Below are 13,717 nucleotides of genomic sequence, written 5' to 3'. Positions count from 1 at the left end.
TGCCTCCGGTCAGCGCAGGCCGAGGCCGCGGGCGATCATGCCGCGCAGGATCTCGCGGGTGCCGCCGCGCAGCGAGAAGGACTGCGCGAGCAGCGTGGTGTCGTGCAGCACGCGGGCCAGGTCGTCGGCGGCGTGGGCCGCCTCGGCGTCGCCCAGGTGGCGAACCGCCAGCTCGGGAATGGACTGCTCGAGCGTGGTGCCCAGCTCCTTGACCAGCGCCGCCTCGAGAACCGGTTCCTCGCCCTGCTCGAGCCGCGCTGCGATCGACACCGACATGCTGCGCAGCGCGGTCATCGTGGCCACTGCGCGGCCGACGTCGTGGCGCGCGGCCCCGCTCGCCCGCTCGGCGACCCGCCGAACGAGCATGTCCAGCAGCACGATCGACGACAGGATCCGCTCGGGCCCGCTGCGCTCGAAGGCCAGCTCCGAGGTGACCTGCTTCCAGCCGTCGCCCTCGTTGCCGATCAGCGAGTCGTCGGGCACGAACACGTCGTCGAAGAAGACCTCGTTGAAGTGCGCGTCACCGGCAAGATCGCGGATCGGCCGGATGGTGATGCCCGGCGACGCCAGATCCACGATCAGCTGGCTCAATCCCTTGTGCCGGTCCTCGGCCGCGCCGCTGGTGCGCACCAGCGCGATCATGTAGTGAGAGCGGTGCGCGTTGGTCGTCCAGATCTTGCGGCCGTCGACGATCCAGCCGCCGTCGCCGCGGCGCGCGCGGGTGCCCACCGAGGCCAGGTCCGAGCCGGAGTTCGGCTCGCTCATGCCGATGCAGAAGAACTGTTCGCCGCGGCAGATGCCCGGCAGGTGGCGCGCGCGCAGCGTGTCGGTGCCGTACTTCAGGATCAGCGGGCCGCTCTGCCGATCGGCGATCCAGTGCGCCGACACCGGCGCGCCAGCCGCGAGCAGTTCCTCGACGACCACGTAGCGCGCGAAGGCGCCGCGCCCCTGGCCCCCCCAGCGCTCGGGCAGCGACAGCCCGATCCAGCCGTGTTCCCCCATGTCGCGGCTGAATTGCGCGTCGAAGGCCATCCAGGTGCGCGCGCGCACCTCCGCCGGATAGCGACCGATGCGTTCGGCGATGAATGCGCGGATCTTCGGGCGCAAGGCCTCGTCGACGTCGGGGATCCGGGCGGGGGCGAAATCGAGTTGCATCGTCATCGCGGGTCCGGGAAGCGGCTCGGGCAGGGGGCCGGGGCGAGCTCAGTCGAGCTCAGTCGAGCTTCGCGCCGGTGGCCTTGGCCACTGCGCCCCAGCGCTGGATCTCGCTGCGCAGGTAGGCGCCGTACTCGTCGGGCGTGGAGCCCAGCGGTTGCGCGCCCTGCGCGGCGAGCTTCTCGAGCACCGCCGGGTTTTTCAGCGCCTTCGCGATCTCGGCGTTGAGCTTGTTCACGATCTCGGGCGGGGTCTTGGCCGGCATGACCACGCCCTGCCAGGCGCCGACCTCGAAGCCGGCCATGCCCGACTCCTGCAGCGTGGGCACGTCGGGCAGCACCGGCGAGCGCCTGGCGCTGGTCACCGCCAGCGCGCGCATCCGCCCGTCGCGGATGTAGGGCAGGGCGGAGTTGATCGTGTCGGTCATGAACTGCGTCTGGCCGCCAGCCAGGTCCACCAGCGCCGGGGCGCTGCCCTTGTAGGGCACGTGGGTGGCGTCGAGCCCGTTGGCCTGCAGGAACTGGAAGGCGCCCAGGTGGGTCACGTTGCCGTTGCCTGCCGAGCCGTAGACCAGCTTGCCGGGATTCTTTCTAAGGTGCTCGATGAACTCGGGCACGGTCCTGGCCGGCACGCTCGGGTGGACCACCAGCACCATCGGCACCACGGCGGTGAGCGCCACCGGCGCGAAGTCCTTCAGTGCGTCGTAGTTCAGCTTGCTGTAGAGCACCGCGCTCAGCGCGAGCGACGAGGTGTTGTACATGAAGGTGTAGCCGTCGGCCGGCGCACGCGCCACCAACTCGGCCGCGATGTTCGCGTTGGCGCCCGGCTTGTTCTCCACGATCACGTTCTGGCCCAGTTGCTCCGAAAGCGCCTGCGCGATCACGCGGCCCACCAGGTCGGTGGGGCCGCCGGGCGGGAAGGGGATCACCATCCTCACCGGCTGGGTGGGCCAGGCGGCCTGCGCGTGCAGCGCGGGCGCGGCGCCGGCGGCCAGGCCGATGGCGGCCAGCTTCAGGAGGGTGCGGCGGATCGTGGTCATCGTGCGTGTCTCCGTTGAAAGTGTCGTGTCAGGCGCCCGGCCGTCCGGCCAGCATCCGCGTGGCGGTATAGGTCAGCACCATCTCGTTGCGCTGGTTGTAGACGTCGATGCGCGACGTGACGATCGCGCGGTTGTTCTTCGAGGTGGGGCGCAGCGCGGTGATCTCGATCTCGGCGCCGATCGTGTCGCCCACCACCACCGGGCCGAGGATCTTCTTGTGCAGCTCGAGCATCGCCAGGCCGGTGCCCTGGATCATCGACTGCAGGATGAAGCCCTCGATCAGCGAGTAGGTGAGCGCCGCCGGCACCGGCCGGCCCCTGATCGCGCCCAGTTCGTAGCCCGCCTCGATGAAGATGGCCTCGAGCATGCCGGTGGTGTTGATGAAGTTGACCAGGTCGGTCTCGGTCACGGTGCGCCGGAAGGTTCGGAACTTCTGGCCCACGGAGATGTCCTGCCAGTAGAAGCCGTGGCCGAGCACGGTGGGCTTGTCGGGTGCGGGGGTGTTCATCGTTCAGTCTCCTCGTGAAGCTTGGGCGCGCTCGCGGCTCACGCCGCTTTCGGGTTCGCGAGCAGCCGCTCGATCGCGTCGGCGGTCAGGCCGGCCTCCGCCAGTACTTCGCGGGTGTGCTCGCCCAGGCGCGGCGGCAGCACCGGCGGCACCTTGCTGTCGGACAGCCGCACCGGGTTGCGGGTGAAGCGGTAGGCGCGGCCTGTTTCGTCTTCCAGGTCCTGGAACAAGCCCACCGCGTGCAAGTGCGGGTCGTGTTCCAGGTCCTCGAGCCGGTTCATCCGGGCCGCGGGGATCTCGAGTCGCACGCACAGGTCCAGCCAGTGCGCGGTGTCGCGCGCGGCCACGATCTCGCCGGTGAGCCGGTACAGCTCGGCGATGTTGCGGGTGCGCGCGGCGATGTCGGTGAAGCGCGGGTCGGCGGCCAGCTCCGAGTGGCCGGTGTGCTCGAAGAAGGCGCGCCAGTGCGCGTTGGTGTACGGCATCATGCAGACGAAGCCGTCCGCCGTGCGATAAGGCTTGCGCCAGGGCGCCAGCACGCGCGGATAGCCGATCTCCTCGCCGCCCAGGTGATGCGCGTACAGGTGCTCGGCGAGCACGAACGAAGCCATCGTCTCGAACATCGGCACCTCGACCACCTGGCCGCGGCCGGTGCGCTCGCGCTGGAAGAGCGCCGCCAGCACCGCGTGCGCGGCCACCTGCCCGCAGGTCTTGTCGGCGGCGATGGTCGGGAAGTAGGCCGGCGTGCCCGACTGGCGCTGCATCAGGTCGGCGATGCCGCTCATGCCCTGGATGATGTCGTCGTAGGCCGGCTGCCCGGAATAGGGGCCGCCATCGCCGAAGCCGTGCAGGCCCACGTAGACCAGCCGCGGGTTGCGCGCGCGCAGCGTGTCCGCGTCGAGTCCCAGCTTGGCGAGCTTCTGCGGCCGCACGCTGTGGATGAACACGTCGGCCGAGTCGACCAGCGCCAGCAGTGCCTCGCGCGCCTCGGGGCGCTTCAGGTCCAGCACCACGCTGCGCTTGTTGCGATTCACGCCCAGGAATATCGCCGAGCGGCCGCGCTCGTGCGCCGGGCCGGTGAAGCGCGTGCTGTCGCCTTCGGGCGACTCGATCTTGATCACGTCGGCGCCGTAGTCGGCCAGGGTCTGCGTGCAGTAGGGACCGAAGACGACCGAGCCGAGGTCGAGGACGCGGACGCCGGCCAGGGCGGGGGCGGGGCGGTCTGTCGAGGGGGCGGCTGGGCGCCCTGCCGGCGGGGCCAGCGGACGATCGGGGTTCGGTGACATGGCGCCGATCATGGATCCGTCGAGGTTTGCTTGTCCAATATCGAAGTAGAAACGAGCGATAATGAAAAACGATCACGCGTGGGTCACGCATCTGCCGCCATGCAACTCGAACTCCGCCAGCTCGAACAGTTCATCGCCATCGCCGAATCCGGCAGCTACCGGCGCGCCGCCGAGCAGCTCTACCTGGCCCAGCCCGCGATCAGCGTGTCGATCCGCAAGCTCGAAGATGCGGTGGGCGCGCGGCTCTTCGACCGTGGGCCGCGCGGCGTGCGGCTCACCGCCGCAGGCCAGGCATTGATGCCCGAGGCCCGGCGCGCCTTGCGCCATGCCGAGCAGGGCCGTCAGAACGCGCGGCTGGCCGCGCTGGGCGAATGGGGCGCGCTGCGGCTGGGCTTCGTGGGTTCGGCCACCTACTCGCTGCTGCCGCGCTGCCTGCCGGCCTTTCGCGAACGCTATCCCAAGGTGAGGCTGGAGCTGGTGGAGGGCACGACGCTGAGCGTGATCGACATGGTGCGCGAGGGAAGGGCCGACATCGGCGCGATCCGCGGCCCGGTGGCGGACCAGGAAGGACTGCGCATCGACCTGGCGGAGTCGGACCAGTTCGTGGCGGTGCTGCCGGCCGGTCACCCGCTGGCCGCCCGGCGCAGGCTTCGGCTGGCCGCGCTGCGCGACGAGCCCTTCGTGCTGTTCTCCGAGTCGCAGGTGCCCGGCCTGCGCAGCACGGTGGAGAAGGTCTGCCGCGAAGCCGGCTTCGCGCCGCGCCTTGGCCAGGAGGCCACCCAGGTGCAGACGGTGGTCAGCCTGGTGGGAAGCGGCCTGGGCGTGGCGCTGGTGCCCTCGGTGGCCGCCGGCTACGCCAACGACCGGGTGCGCTTCGTGGCGCTGTCGGGCGTGGACACCGCCGGGCGGCTGGGGCTGTCGGTGGTTACGCGGGAGGAGGGGGTGTCGCCGTCGGCGGAGCGGTTGCGGGAGGTGCTGTTGGGCGGCGCCCGGCCGATCGGCGACCCTCGATCGGGTGTGTGACGCTCTAGGGTGCTGGCGAAGGCTTGATGGCTTCGTAGGCGCGTCGCACCGCCCCCGCCCCGTATTTTCTTTCCAGCCGGCGAACCGCGAAGTGCCCGCGGCTCATTTCCTGGAAGTGATCGATGAACAGGTAGTTCAGCGTGGCGCCGCCGGCGGCGCCCACCAGCGGGACCGCCATCGCGGCGGCCTTCTGCGACACCTGGATCTTGAAGCGCGCGGCGATCAGCGCTACCAGTCGCACCAGCGCCGGGGCGCCGGCGTCGGTGGCCTGCCTGGTGGCCAGGTGCTCGGCCGCCTCGGAAACCGCGCGCGACAGCGCGGCGCGCATCGCGAAGTAGCTGGTCTCGGACGCGTCGTCGGACGAGGCCGGTCCGCCCAGTGCGAACACCTCCAGGCAGGCCAGGCGCGCCTCGGGTTGCTCCAGGTCTTCGCCCTCCGCGCGGGCGATGTCGGCGATCGATCGGCAGATGATCGTGGTGGACACCGGCAGCTCGAGCGCCAGGGCGCCCAGCCCGAAGGCGCCGCCCGCCGCGCCGCTCACCGTGGCCGCGAGCTTGTGCATGCGGGGGCGGGCGGCGGTCGGGCGCTCGCGCATCGAGACGAGCGCCGTCTTCAAGGCCACGTCGAGCGCCTTGTGGGTGATCTCGCCCACCTGGTCGCGCCAGCGCGGCGGCAGCATCTCGAAGCCCTTCTCGATGGGCTTGCCCACCACGTTGGCCAGCTTGACGGCGAGGCCGGGGTTCTCGAGCAGGCGTCTGGCTTGCGCGAGGGTCTGGAGGTCGAAGTCGGACAGGGTCATGGCCTCGAGGCTAAAGCGTTTCACGTGTGGACAAGGAATTCATTCTGTCTGGTACGAGAAACACGATGCCGGCCGCATCTCCCGAGTCACCGGCCGCGCGACGCGAGGATTTCCCGCATCTCGTCGAGCCCCGCCACCGCCCCGTACTTGCTGTGCATGTCGATCAGGTTGCACGGGTTGGTGCCGTGCGGGCGAGCGGTCGGCCACTCAGTCGTGCACCACGAAGGGCGGACAGCGCGCTGGAAGTCGATGACCGGCAGGGCAGGGCGATTGCCGGGGGGCAGGCTCCGGTCCAAGCCGGCGCGGAGCTCGTGGAGGTCTATCACCTTCAGCGCGCCCCCGACACGTCGACCAACGCCCCGCTCACATACGAAGACTGCGGCCCGGCCAGCCACAGGATGGTCTCGGCCACTTCTTCGGCCGAGCCCGCGCGGCCCATCGGCACGCCGCTCATGAGCCGCGTGAGGCGATCTGGCGCGCCGGCAGCGGCGTGCAACTCGGTGTCGATCAGGCCGGGGCGCACCGCGTTCACCCGGATGCCTTCGGCACCCACCTCGCGCGCCAGGCCGATGGTGAAAGTGTCGGTCGCGCCCTTGCTGGCCGCGTAGTGCACCCATTCGCCGCCGCCGCCCAGCGGCGCCGCGCGCGATGACACGTTGACGATCGCACCGCCCTTGCCGCCGCGAGCGGTCGACATCCTGCGGATCGCTTCGCGCGCGGCCAGGAAGTAGCCGGTCACGTTGAGCTCGAACACCGCGCGCAGCGTGTCGGCGTCGATGTCGGCCACCTTGCGGATCGGGCCGGTGGTGCCGGCGTTGTTCACCAGCGCGTCGGGCGCGCCGAATTCGGCATCGCAGGCGTCGAACAGCTTGCGCACGCCGGCGTCGGTGGACATGTCCGCCTGCACCGCGAGCACGCGGCCGCCGGCGCCGTGGGCGGCGGCGACCACGTCCTTGGCGCGCTTGGTGTTGCCGGCGTAGCTGAAGCACACGTCGTAGCCCTGGTTGGCGGCCAGCACCACGGTGGCGGCGCCGATGCCGCGGCTGCCGCCGGTCACGATCATCACGCGCGAGGCGTTCGTTGCGTTCATGTGGGAAGTCTCCTGGTCGGGGCTCGTACTGTAGCGCGACTGCTTGATTCGTCCGGGCGATGCAACCTAGACTCGGCCATGGTCACAACGCCGCACGAAAGGAATCGCGCCATGACCATCGAATCGATCGACTCGTCGCCTTCGCCGTCGGTTTCGCAGTCCGTGATGCCGTCCGGAATGACGTCCAGGATGACGACCGAAACCCCGTCTGTTGCGCGCCGGCGCGTGCTCGCATCGCTGGGTGGTTTCGGCGCGGCCTTGTTGTCCGCCTGCGCCTCGGGCCCGTCGTATCGAGCGGCTGCGCCGACCGACGCCTGGCCCGCGCCCGGCGACTCCGCGGCCGACGGTCCCGGCAACGTTCCCGACGAACTGGCCCGCGAGGCCGCCTTCCTGGCGCTCAGCCTGGTCGACACGCCTTATCGCTACGGTGGCAACACGCCCGACGGCGGCTTCGACTGCAGCGGACTGATCGTCTACGTGTTTCGCGAGGCTGCGGGTCATCCCCTGCCGCGCACGGTCAGGCAGATCGCGCAGGCCGGCCAGCCGGTGCGCTATCGCACCGTGCGCACCGGCGACATCGTGCTCTTCGACACGGCCGGGCGCTTCTCGCACGCCGGCATCTACGTGGGCAACGGCCGCTTCGTGCACGCGCCGTCCACCGGCGGGGTGGTCAGGCTCGACGGCGTGCACGCGCGTTACTGGCGGCCTCGGTTCTCGGGGGTGCGGCGGGTCTGATCGCGCGCTCACCCCCGCGCCAGCGACCACGCCATCCGGATCGCCAGCAGGAACATGGTGCCGGCGAACACGCGGCGCAGCGTGCGCGCCGGCACCCGGTGCGAAAGCCTCGCGCCGGCCGGCGCCAGCAGCATGCTGGCGATCACGAAGGGAACCAGGGCCGGTAGCCAGACGTAGCCCACCGCGCCCTCGGGCAAGCCGGGCTCGCCGAGCCCGCCCAGCACGTGGGCGATGGTGCCGGTGAAGGCGATCGGCAGGCCGATCGCGGCGCCGGTCCCGATCGCGCGGCGAAACGGCACGTTGAACCAGGTCAGCGCCGGCACCAGCAGCACCGCGCCGCCGGCGCCCACCATGGTCGACATCATGCCGACGGCGGTGCCCAGGGCGGCCAGGCCTGCCGCCCCTGGCAGGCCCCGGTGCGGCGCCGGGCGCAGCTCGAAGACCATCGCGGCCGAGGCGTATCCGATGAACACCGCCAGCACGATCGCGAGCCAGGCGGTGGGCAGCAGCTGGGCCACGTAGCCGCCGGCGAAGCCGCCCGCGAGCAGCCCGGGCGTGAGCCGGCCGAGCAGGAACCAGTCCACCGCGCCGTGCCGGTGGTGGGCCAGGGTGCTGGCGGCCGCGGTAAAGGCGATCGAGGCCACGCCCGTTCCCACCGCGATGTGCGCGATATGCTCCCGGGGCAGGCCGTGCGCCTCGAATGCCAATACGGTGAGCGGGGTCTGGACGGCGCCGCCGCCGATGCCCAGAAGGCCGGAGAAGAAGCCGATCAGCGCGCCGATTGCGGCGTAGACGGTGAACTGCATGGCTGCGAATTGAGTCGAAGTGCGGCCGGCTGCTTGACCGAGGTCCAATGTACCCGCGTCCGGGTAGCTAGAATGCGGGCCGAGCGCGTTCCGATGGCTCCCTGCGATCCGGCATCTCCGTTGCCGGATCTTCCTCCGCCAACCCTCATCCGGCAGGCATCGACATGAATTCCCGTTCCGTTTTTTCCGTCAAGACACTGGCCGTACTCGGCGTGTCCGCCGTGGCCTCGATCGCGCTGGCCCAGGCGCCGATGCAGCAGCACATGCAGCAGCAGAACCAGGCCGGCGCAGCGATGGCCGTAGCCGCCAAGGTCGGACAGGTGTCGATCGGCAGCCCCTGGGCGCGCGCCACCGCGCCCGGCGCAGCCGTGGGCGGCGGTTTCCTGATGCTGGAGAATGCCGGGGCCGACGACAAGCTCATGGGCGCGTCCTCGCCGGTGTCGGCCAAGGTCGAATTGCACTCGATGTCCATGGAGAACAACGTGATGCGCATGCGCGAGGTTACGGCCATCGACCTGCCGACCGGAAAGCGTGTCGAACTGCGGCCGGGCGGCCTGCACATGATGTTCATCGACCTGACGGCGCCGCTGAAGGCGGGCGAGTCCTTCCCGGTCAAGCTGCGCTTCGAGAAGGCGGGCGAGGTCGAGGTGACCTTCAAGGTCGAGTCCATGGGCGCCATGGGCGGCCCGGCCGGAAGCGGCATGCACCAGCAGGGCGTGCCGCACGGCGCAGCGATGCCCGGCTCGAAGAACTGATGACGGTGCGCGGCGGCACCGGCTCGGCGGCGATCGTCGTCGGCACCGGCATCGTCGCCGCGCTGAACTTCGGGAAGCTGCCCCCGGCGCTGCTCGCGCTGCAGGCCGAGTTCGGCCTGAGTCTGGTGCAGGTCAGCTGGATGGTCTCGCTTTTCATGTTCGCCGGCGCGCTGTTCGGCATCGCTGGCGGCGCGATCGCCGATGGTTTCGGCCCGCGCCGGGTCATGGCGGCCGGCCTGCTCGCGATGGGATCGGCCAGCGCCGCCGGCGCGATGGCCAGCTCGCCGGCGGTGCTCTTCACGAGCCGCGCGATCGAGAGCGCGGGCTTCCTGATGGCGGTGCTGCCGGGGCCGGCCCTGCTGCGCCAGTGCGTGCCGGCCTCGCAACTGAGGGGCTGGCTCGGCGCCTGGGCGGCCTACATGCCGGCAGGCATGGGCCTGGCCCTGGTGGTGACGCCCTGGCTGATGCAGGCTGCCGGCTGGCGCGCGGCGTGGTGGGGTACCGCCCTGGCAGGGATCGGCTGGGCCGCGATGATCGCCTTCGCGCTGCCGCGGGCCCAGCCGGGTACGCCGGCGGGCTCGGGGGCGGCGTCGGCAACCGGTTCACGGCCGGGGGCCGAGGCGGCGACCGGGCCCGGCCGCGCGCCGCTCGCGGCCAACGCCTGGGCCACGGTCATCCGGATCGGCCCCTGGCTGCTGGCGCTCTGCTTTCTTTTCTATGCCGGACAGTTCGTCGGCATCTTCAGCTTCCTGCCGAGCGTCTATGCGGATGCCGGCGTGGCTCAGTCCCTGGGCGCGCTGCTGACCGCGCTGGCGGTCATCGCCAACGTCGCGGGCAACCTGGCGGCGGGCCTGCTGCTGCAGCAGGGCTTCCAGCGCCATTCGCTGATCGCTTTCGCCGGTGCCTCGATGGCCCTGTGCGCCTGGATCGCCTTCGGCACCGAGGCGCCCTTCGCACTGCGCTACGCGGCCATCGTGGTGCTGTCCGTCGTGGGCGGGCTGATTCCCGGCACACTGTTCGCCACCGCGCCCTTCTATGCGCCTAATCCGGCCGCGGTGTCCACCACGGTGGGCCTGATGCAGCAGGGCTCGGCCAGCGGACAGATCCTGCTGCCGCCGGTGATCGCGGCCCTGGCCCAGTACAGCGGCGGCTGGTCCTCGACCTGGATCGCGACGGGCGTGGCTGCGGCCTGCACCGTGGCGATTGCCGCGGCGATCAGGGGTCACGACAGTCAACGCTTCGCGCGCGCGGTGTCCGCCAGCCGATCGGGTGGCGGGGCAGGCGGCGCGTCGGGCTGACGCCGCCCGCTGCCAGGCCGCGAGCGGCGCCGCTGAGAACGGGCGTGGCCGCGTCTAGCGCTCGTCCAGCAGCCTGCGGACCCGATCGATGTCGGCCGAGGTGGCCGCGCCAGCGCCTTCGACGGGCGCGGGCCGGCCCGGCGCATCGGCGTTCGCCAGCCTGCGACGCCGGTTGATCCCGATCCAGACGGCGACGCCGATGGCCAGCAGCGCGAAGGGCCCGAACCAGAGCGCCCAGGTGTTCGATTGCACTGGCGGCCGGTAGAGCACGAAGTCGCCGTAGCGCTCGACGAGGTAGGACTTGATCTGCGCGTCGGTTCGCCCCTCGACGATCATCGACTCGACCTGCCTGCGCAGATCCGCGGCCAGCGAGGCGTCGGATTCGGCCAGCGTCTGGTTCTGGCAGACCAGGCAGCGCAGCTCGTGCGCCAGCTTGTCGTAGCGGGCCTTGTCGGTCGGATCGGTGATCAGGCTCTCGGTCGTGCCGGGCGCCAGGTAAGGCTGGCCGCTGGCGGTTTGCGCCGCCGCGGGTGCGCTTGCAGCCAGCAGCGCCGGTGCGCTGCCGAGTGCCAAGGCGGCGGCGAGCGGAATGGCGGCGAGCTTCGATGCCGCGCGTTCGAACGAGGTGCCCGCCATCACGACTGCCCCTGCAGTTCCCTGACCAGCGGCAGCAGCTTCGACTGCAGCAATTCCGGCGTGACCGGGCCCACGTGCTTGAAGCGGATGGTGCCGCGCTTGTCGACGACGAAGGTTTCCGGCGCGCCGTACACGCCCCAGTCCACCCCGGCCCGACCGTCGATGTCGCTGACCACCAGCGCGTACGGGTCGCCGAAGCGGCGCAGCCAGGCGGCGGAGGCCTCGGGCTTGTCCTTCCAGGCCAGGCCCACGATGGGCACCACGCCGGACTTCGCGAGATCCTCGAGCACCGGGTGCTCGATCTGGCAGGCCGCACACCACGAGCCCCAGATGTTGAGCAGCCAGACCCTGCCGGCGTAGTCCTGCGGCGACCACTGCTGGCCCTCGCGGCCCAGCACCGGCAGGGTGAAGGCGGGCGCGGGCTTGCCGATGAGCGCCGAGGGCAGTTCGCGCGGGTTGCGGTCCAGTCCCTTGTAGAGGAAGAGCGCGATCACCGCGAACAGCGCGGCGGGCAGGAGCAGGCGGAGCATCTTCACGTGAGCGCTCCGTTCAGGCCGCCTGGCCGGCGGCGCCCGCGCGGGCGCCGGCCACGGCCGTCTTGCGCCGGTACCGGCGGTCGGCGATGGCGAATGCGCCGCCGGCGGCCATCAACAGGCAGCCCAGCCAGATCCAGTTCACGAAGGGCTTCACGTGGGCACGCACGATCCAGGCGTCCCCGCCCACCGGCTCGCCCATCGAGATGTAGACGTCGCGCAGCAGGCTGCGGTCGATCGCGGCCTCGGTCATCGCCATGCCCGAGGCGCGATAGCTGCGCTTGTCGGGGCGCAGCACCGCGATCACCTTGTCGCTGCCGGCCTTGCGCACCTCGAAGGTGCCGCGCACCGCGTCCCAGTTCGGCCCCTTGACGTCCTCCAGGCCGATGAAGCGCAGCGAGTAGTCGCCAAGCGCGATCGTGTCGCCCGGCTGGGCCCGCTGCTCGCGGTCGACGGTGTAGCTGTTGACCAGCGTCACGCCCACGATGAACACGGCGATCCCGAGGTGGGCCAGGTGCATGCCCCAGGCGCTCGCCGGATGCATCCGCGCACGGCGCAGGGCCAGCTTGCCGTCGTGGCCGCGCAGCATGTCGAGCAGCGCCACCCCCACGCTGCCGGCGATCCACAGCGCGAACATCAGGCCCAGGCTGGTCATCGGCCGGAAGCCGTCGACGGTGAGCGGCAGCAGCAGCGAAGCGACCGCGGCCACCACGAAGGCCCAGCGCAGCTTGTGAACCAGCTCGGGGATTCCGGTGCGCTTCCAGCGGGCCAGCGGGCCGATGCCCATCAGGAACAAGGCGGGCGCCATCAGCGGCAGGAAGACCGTGTCGAAGTAGGGCGGGCCCACCGAGATCTTGCCCATGCCCAGCGTGTCGAGCACCAGCGGATACAGCGTGCCGAGCAGCACCGCGGCCATGGCCACGACCAGCACGATGTTGTTGGCCAGCAGCATCGACTCGCGCGACACCGCGCCGAACGAGGGCCCGTTGCCGATCGCCTGGGCGCGCCAGGCGAACAGCGTGAGGGAGCCGCCGATCACGGTGGCCAGGAAGATCAGGATGTAGATGCCGCGGGTGGGGTCGGTGGCGAAGGCGTGCACCGAGGTGAGCACGCCCGAGCGGACCAGGAAGGTGCCGAGCAGGCTCAGGCTGAAGCCCAGGATTGCCAGCAGCACGGTCCAGCTGCGGAAGGTGCCGCGCTTCTCGGTGACCGCCAGCGAGTGGATCAGCGCGGTGGCCACCAGCCAGGGCATGAAGGAGGCGTTCTCGACCGGGTCCCAGAACCACCAGCCGCCCCATCCCAGCTCGTAGTAGGCCCAGAACGAGCCCAGCGCGATGCCCAGCGTCAGGAAGGCCCAGGCCACCGTGGTCCAGGGCCGCGCCCAGCGCGCCCAGGCCGCGTCGAAGCGCCCACCCAGCAGGCCCGCCACCGCGAAGGCGAAGGCCACCGACAGGCCCACGTAGCCCATGTAGAGCAGCGGCGGGTGGAACACCATGCCCGGATCCTGCAACAGCGGGTTCAGGTCGCGGCCGTCGGCCGGCGGCGGCAGCAGCCGTTCGAAGGGATTGGAGGTGAACAGCGTGAACAGCAGGAAGCCGATCGCCACCAGGCCCATCGTGGCGAGGATGCGCGCCCGCAGCGCCGCGGGCAGCGATCCGGAGAACATCGCCACAGCCGAGGTCCAGCCGGCCAGCATCAGCACCCACAGCAGGATCGAGCCCTCGTGCGAGCCCCAACTTGCCGCGACCCGGTAGTGCAGCGGCAGGTGCAGGTTGGAATGGGTGGCGACCAGCGACACGGTGAAGTCGTTGTTCACGAACAGCGCGATCAGGCAGCCGAAACCGAGCAGCGTGAGCGCGAACAGCGCGTGCGAGGCGGGCCGCGCGACCGCCATCAGGCGCGCGCCAGCGGTCCCGCGCATGAAGCTTCCTGCCATCGGCAGCACGCCCAGCGCGACCGACACGGCCAGGGCCAGGGCAATCGCGAAATGTCCGAGTTCGGCAGTCATGGCTGCTCCTGTTCGATGCGACGGCGGCGGCGCGGTCGGCCGCGCC

At 71.0% G+C, this 13,717-nt stretch carries 15 protein-coding genes; 4 read left to right on the top strand and 11 right to left on the bottom strand.

Going from position 1 to position 13,717, the window contains the following annotated elements; genetic code table 11:
* Positions 1-9 precede the first annotated feature (9 nt).
* The 4 genes from FHP08_RS00390 to FHP08_RS00375 are packed head-to-tail and all read right to left on the bottom strand — an operon-like array spanning position 10 to position 3,988.
* Positions 10-1,161, bottom strand: a complete 1,152-nt coding sequence (locus tag FHP08_RS00390) for an acyl-CoA dehydrogenase family protein (protein ID WP_147702335.1) — start codon at positions 1,159-1,161, stop codon at positions 10-12.
* Positions 1,162-1,213: 52 nt separating this feature from the next.
* On the bottom strand, positions 1,214-2,194 hold the full coding sequence (locus tag FHP08_RS00385) for a Bug family tripartite tricarboxylate transporter substrate binding protein (RefSeq protein WP_147702334.1): 981 nt from the start codon (positions 2,192-2,194) through the stop codon (positions 1,214-1,216).
* Positions 2,195-2,222: 28 nt separating this feature from the next.
* On the bottom strand, positions 2,223-2,702 hold the full coding sequence (locus FHP08_RS00380) for a MaoC family dehydratase (RefSeq protein WP_147702333.1): 480 nt from the start codon (positions 2,700-2,702) through the stop codon (positions 2,223-2,225).
* Positions 2,703-2,740: 38 nt separating this feature from the next.
* Complete coding sequence (locus FHP08_RS00375; RefSeq protein WP_147702332.1) at positions 2,741-3,988, bottom strand: CaiB/BaiF CoA transferase family protein; 1,248 nt, start codon at positions 3,986-3,988, stop codon at positions 2,741-2,743.
* Between the two features lie 99 nt (positions 3,989-4,087).
* Here FHP08_RS00375 and FHP08_RS00370 point away from each other — a divergent pair, with 99 nt between their 5' ends.
* Positions 4,088-5,011: a LysR family transcriptional regulator gene (locus FHP08_RS00370; RefSeq protein ID WP_147702331.1), complete on the top strand. Its 924-nt coding sequence runs from the start codon at positions 4,088-4,090 to the stop codon at positions 5,009-5,011.
* Between the two features lie 4 nt (positions 5,012-5,015).
* Here the strand turns inward: FHP08_RS00370 and FHP08_RS00365 are convergent, their stop codons facing one another.
* The 3 genes from FHP08_RS00365 to FHP08_RS00355 form a co-directional block, all read right to left on the bottom strand.
* Positions 5,016-5,834 carry an EcsC family protein gene (locus tag FHP08_RS00365; RefSeq protein WP_225878975.1) on the bottom strand — a complete coding sequence of 273 codons (819 nt, stop codon included), beginning with the start codon at positions 5,832-5,834 and terminating at the stop codon, positions 5,016-5,018.
* Between the two features lie 62 nt (positions 5,835-5,896).
* On the bottom strand, positions 5,897-6,106 hold the full coding sequence (locus tag FHP08_RS00360; RefSeq protein WP_147702330.1) for a hypothetical protein: 210 nt from the start codon (positions 6,104-6,106) through the stop codon (positions 5,897-5,899).
* A gap of 32 nt (positions 6,107-6,138) precedes the next feature.
* Positions 6,139-6,900 (bottom strand): SDR family oxidoreductase, encoded by a 762-nt coding sequence (locus FHP08_RS00355; protein WP_147702329.1) that lies wholly within the window; start codon positions 6,898-6,900, stop codon positions 6,139-6,141.
* Between the two features lie 189 nt (positions 6,901-7,089).
* Between FHP08_RS00355 and FHP08_RS00350 the strand changes: the two genes are divergently transcribed.
* Complete coding sequence (locus FHP08_RS00350) at positions 7,090-7,635, top strand: C40 family peptidase (RefSeq protein ID WP_147702328.1); 546 nt, start codon at positions 7,090-7,092, stop codon at positions 7,633-7,635.
* Between the two features lie 8 nt (positions 7,636-7,643).
* Here FHP08_RS00350 and FHP08_RS00345 read toward each other — a convergent pair whose 3' ends face one another.
* Positions 7,644-8,441, bottom strand: a complete 798-nt coding sequence (locus FHP08_RS00345; protein WP_147702327.1) for a sulfite exporter TauE/SafE family protein — start codon at positions 8,439-8,441, stop codon at positions 7,644-7,646.
* Between the two features lie 164 nt (positions 8,442-8,605).
* Here FHP08_RS00345 and FHP08_RS00340 point away from each other — a divergent pair, with 164 nt between their 5' ends.
* Both FHP08_RS00340 and FHP08_RS00335 read left to right on the top strand, forming a co-directional pair.
* Complete coding sequence (locus tag FHP08_RS00340) at positions 8,606-9,196, top strand: copper chaperone PCu(A)C (RefSeq protein ID WP_225878974.1); 591 nt, start codon at positions 8,606-8,608, stop codon at positions 9,194-9,196.
* Positions 9,196-10,494 carry an MFS transporter gene (locus FHP08_RS00335; protein ID WP_147702326.1) on the top strand — a complete coding sequence of 433 codons (1,299 nt, stop codon included), beginning with the start codon at positions 9,196-9,198 and terminating at the stop codon, positions 10,492-10,494. The genes FHP08_RS00340 and FHP08_RS00335 overlap by 1 nt, the downstream gene beginning before the upstream one ends.
* Positions 10,495-10,548: 54 nt before the next feature.
* Here FHP08_RS00335 and FHP08_RS00330 read toward each other — a convergent pair whose 3' ends face one another.
* Genes FHP08_RS00330 through FHP08_RS00320 form a run of 3 tightly spaced genes read right to left on the bottom strand, consistent with a single transcriptional unit; the run spans position 10,549 to position 13,671 of the window.
* The gene (locus FHP08_RS00330; RefSeq protein ID WP_147702325.1) at positions 10,549-11,130 is read right to left on the bottom strand and encodes a cytochrome c-type biogenesis protein; all 582 of its coding nucleotides are present in this window, start codon (positions 11,128-11,130) and stop codon (positions 10,549-10,551) included.
* Entirely contained in the window at positions 11,130-11,660 is a 531-nt protein-coding gene (locus tag FHP08_RS00325) for a DsbE family thiol:disulfide interchange protein (protein ID WP_147703073.1), read from the bottom strand. Before FHP08_RS00325 ends, FHP08_RS00330 begins: the two co-directional genes overlap by 1 nt.
* Positions 11,661-11,679: 19 nt before the next feature.
* A complete protein-coding gene (locus tag FHP08_RS00320; RefSeq protein WP_147702324.1) occupies positions 11,680-13,671 on the bottom strand; it encodes a heme lyase CcmF/NrfE family subunit in 1,992 nt (663 codons plus the stop codon).
* Positions 13,672-13,717: the final 46 nt, after the last annotated feature.

The sequence above is a fragment of the Zeimonas arvi genome (genome assembly GCF_008039575.1).
Lineage (GTDB): Bacteria > Pseudomonadota > Gammaproteobacteria > Burkholderiales > Burkholderiaceae_E > Zeimonas > Zeimonas arvi.
Note: the sequence above shows the minus strand (reverse complement) of the source record. Positions and strands in the feature narration are given on the sequence as shown.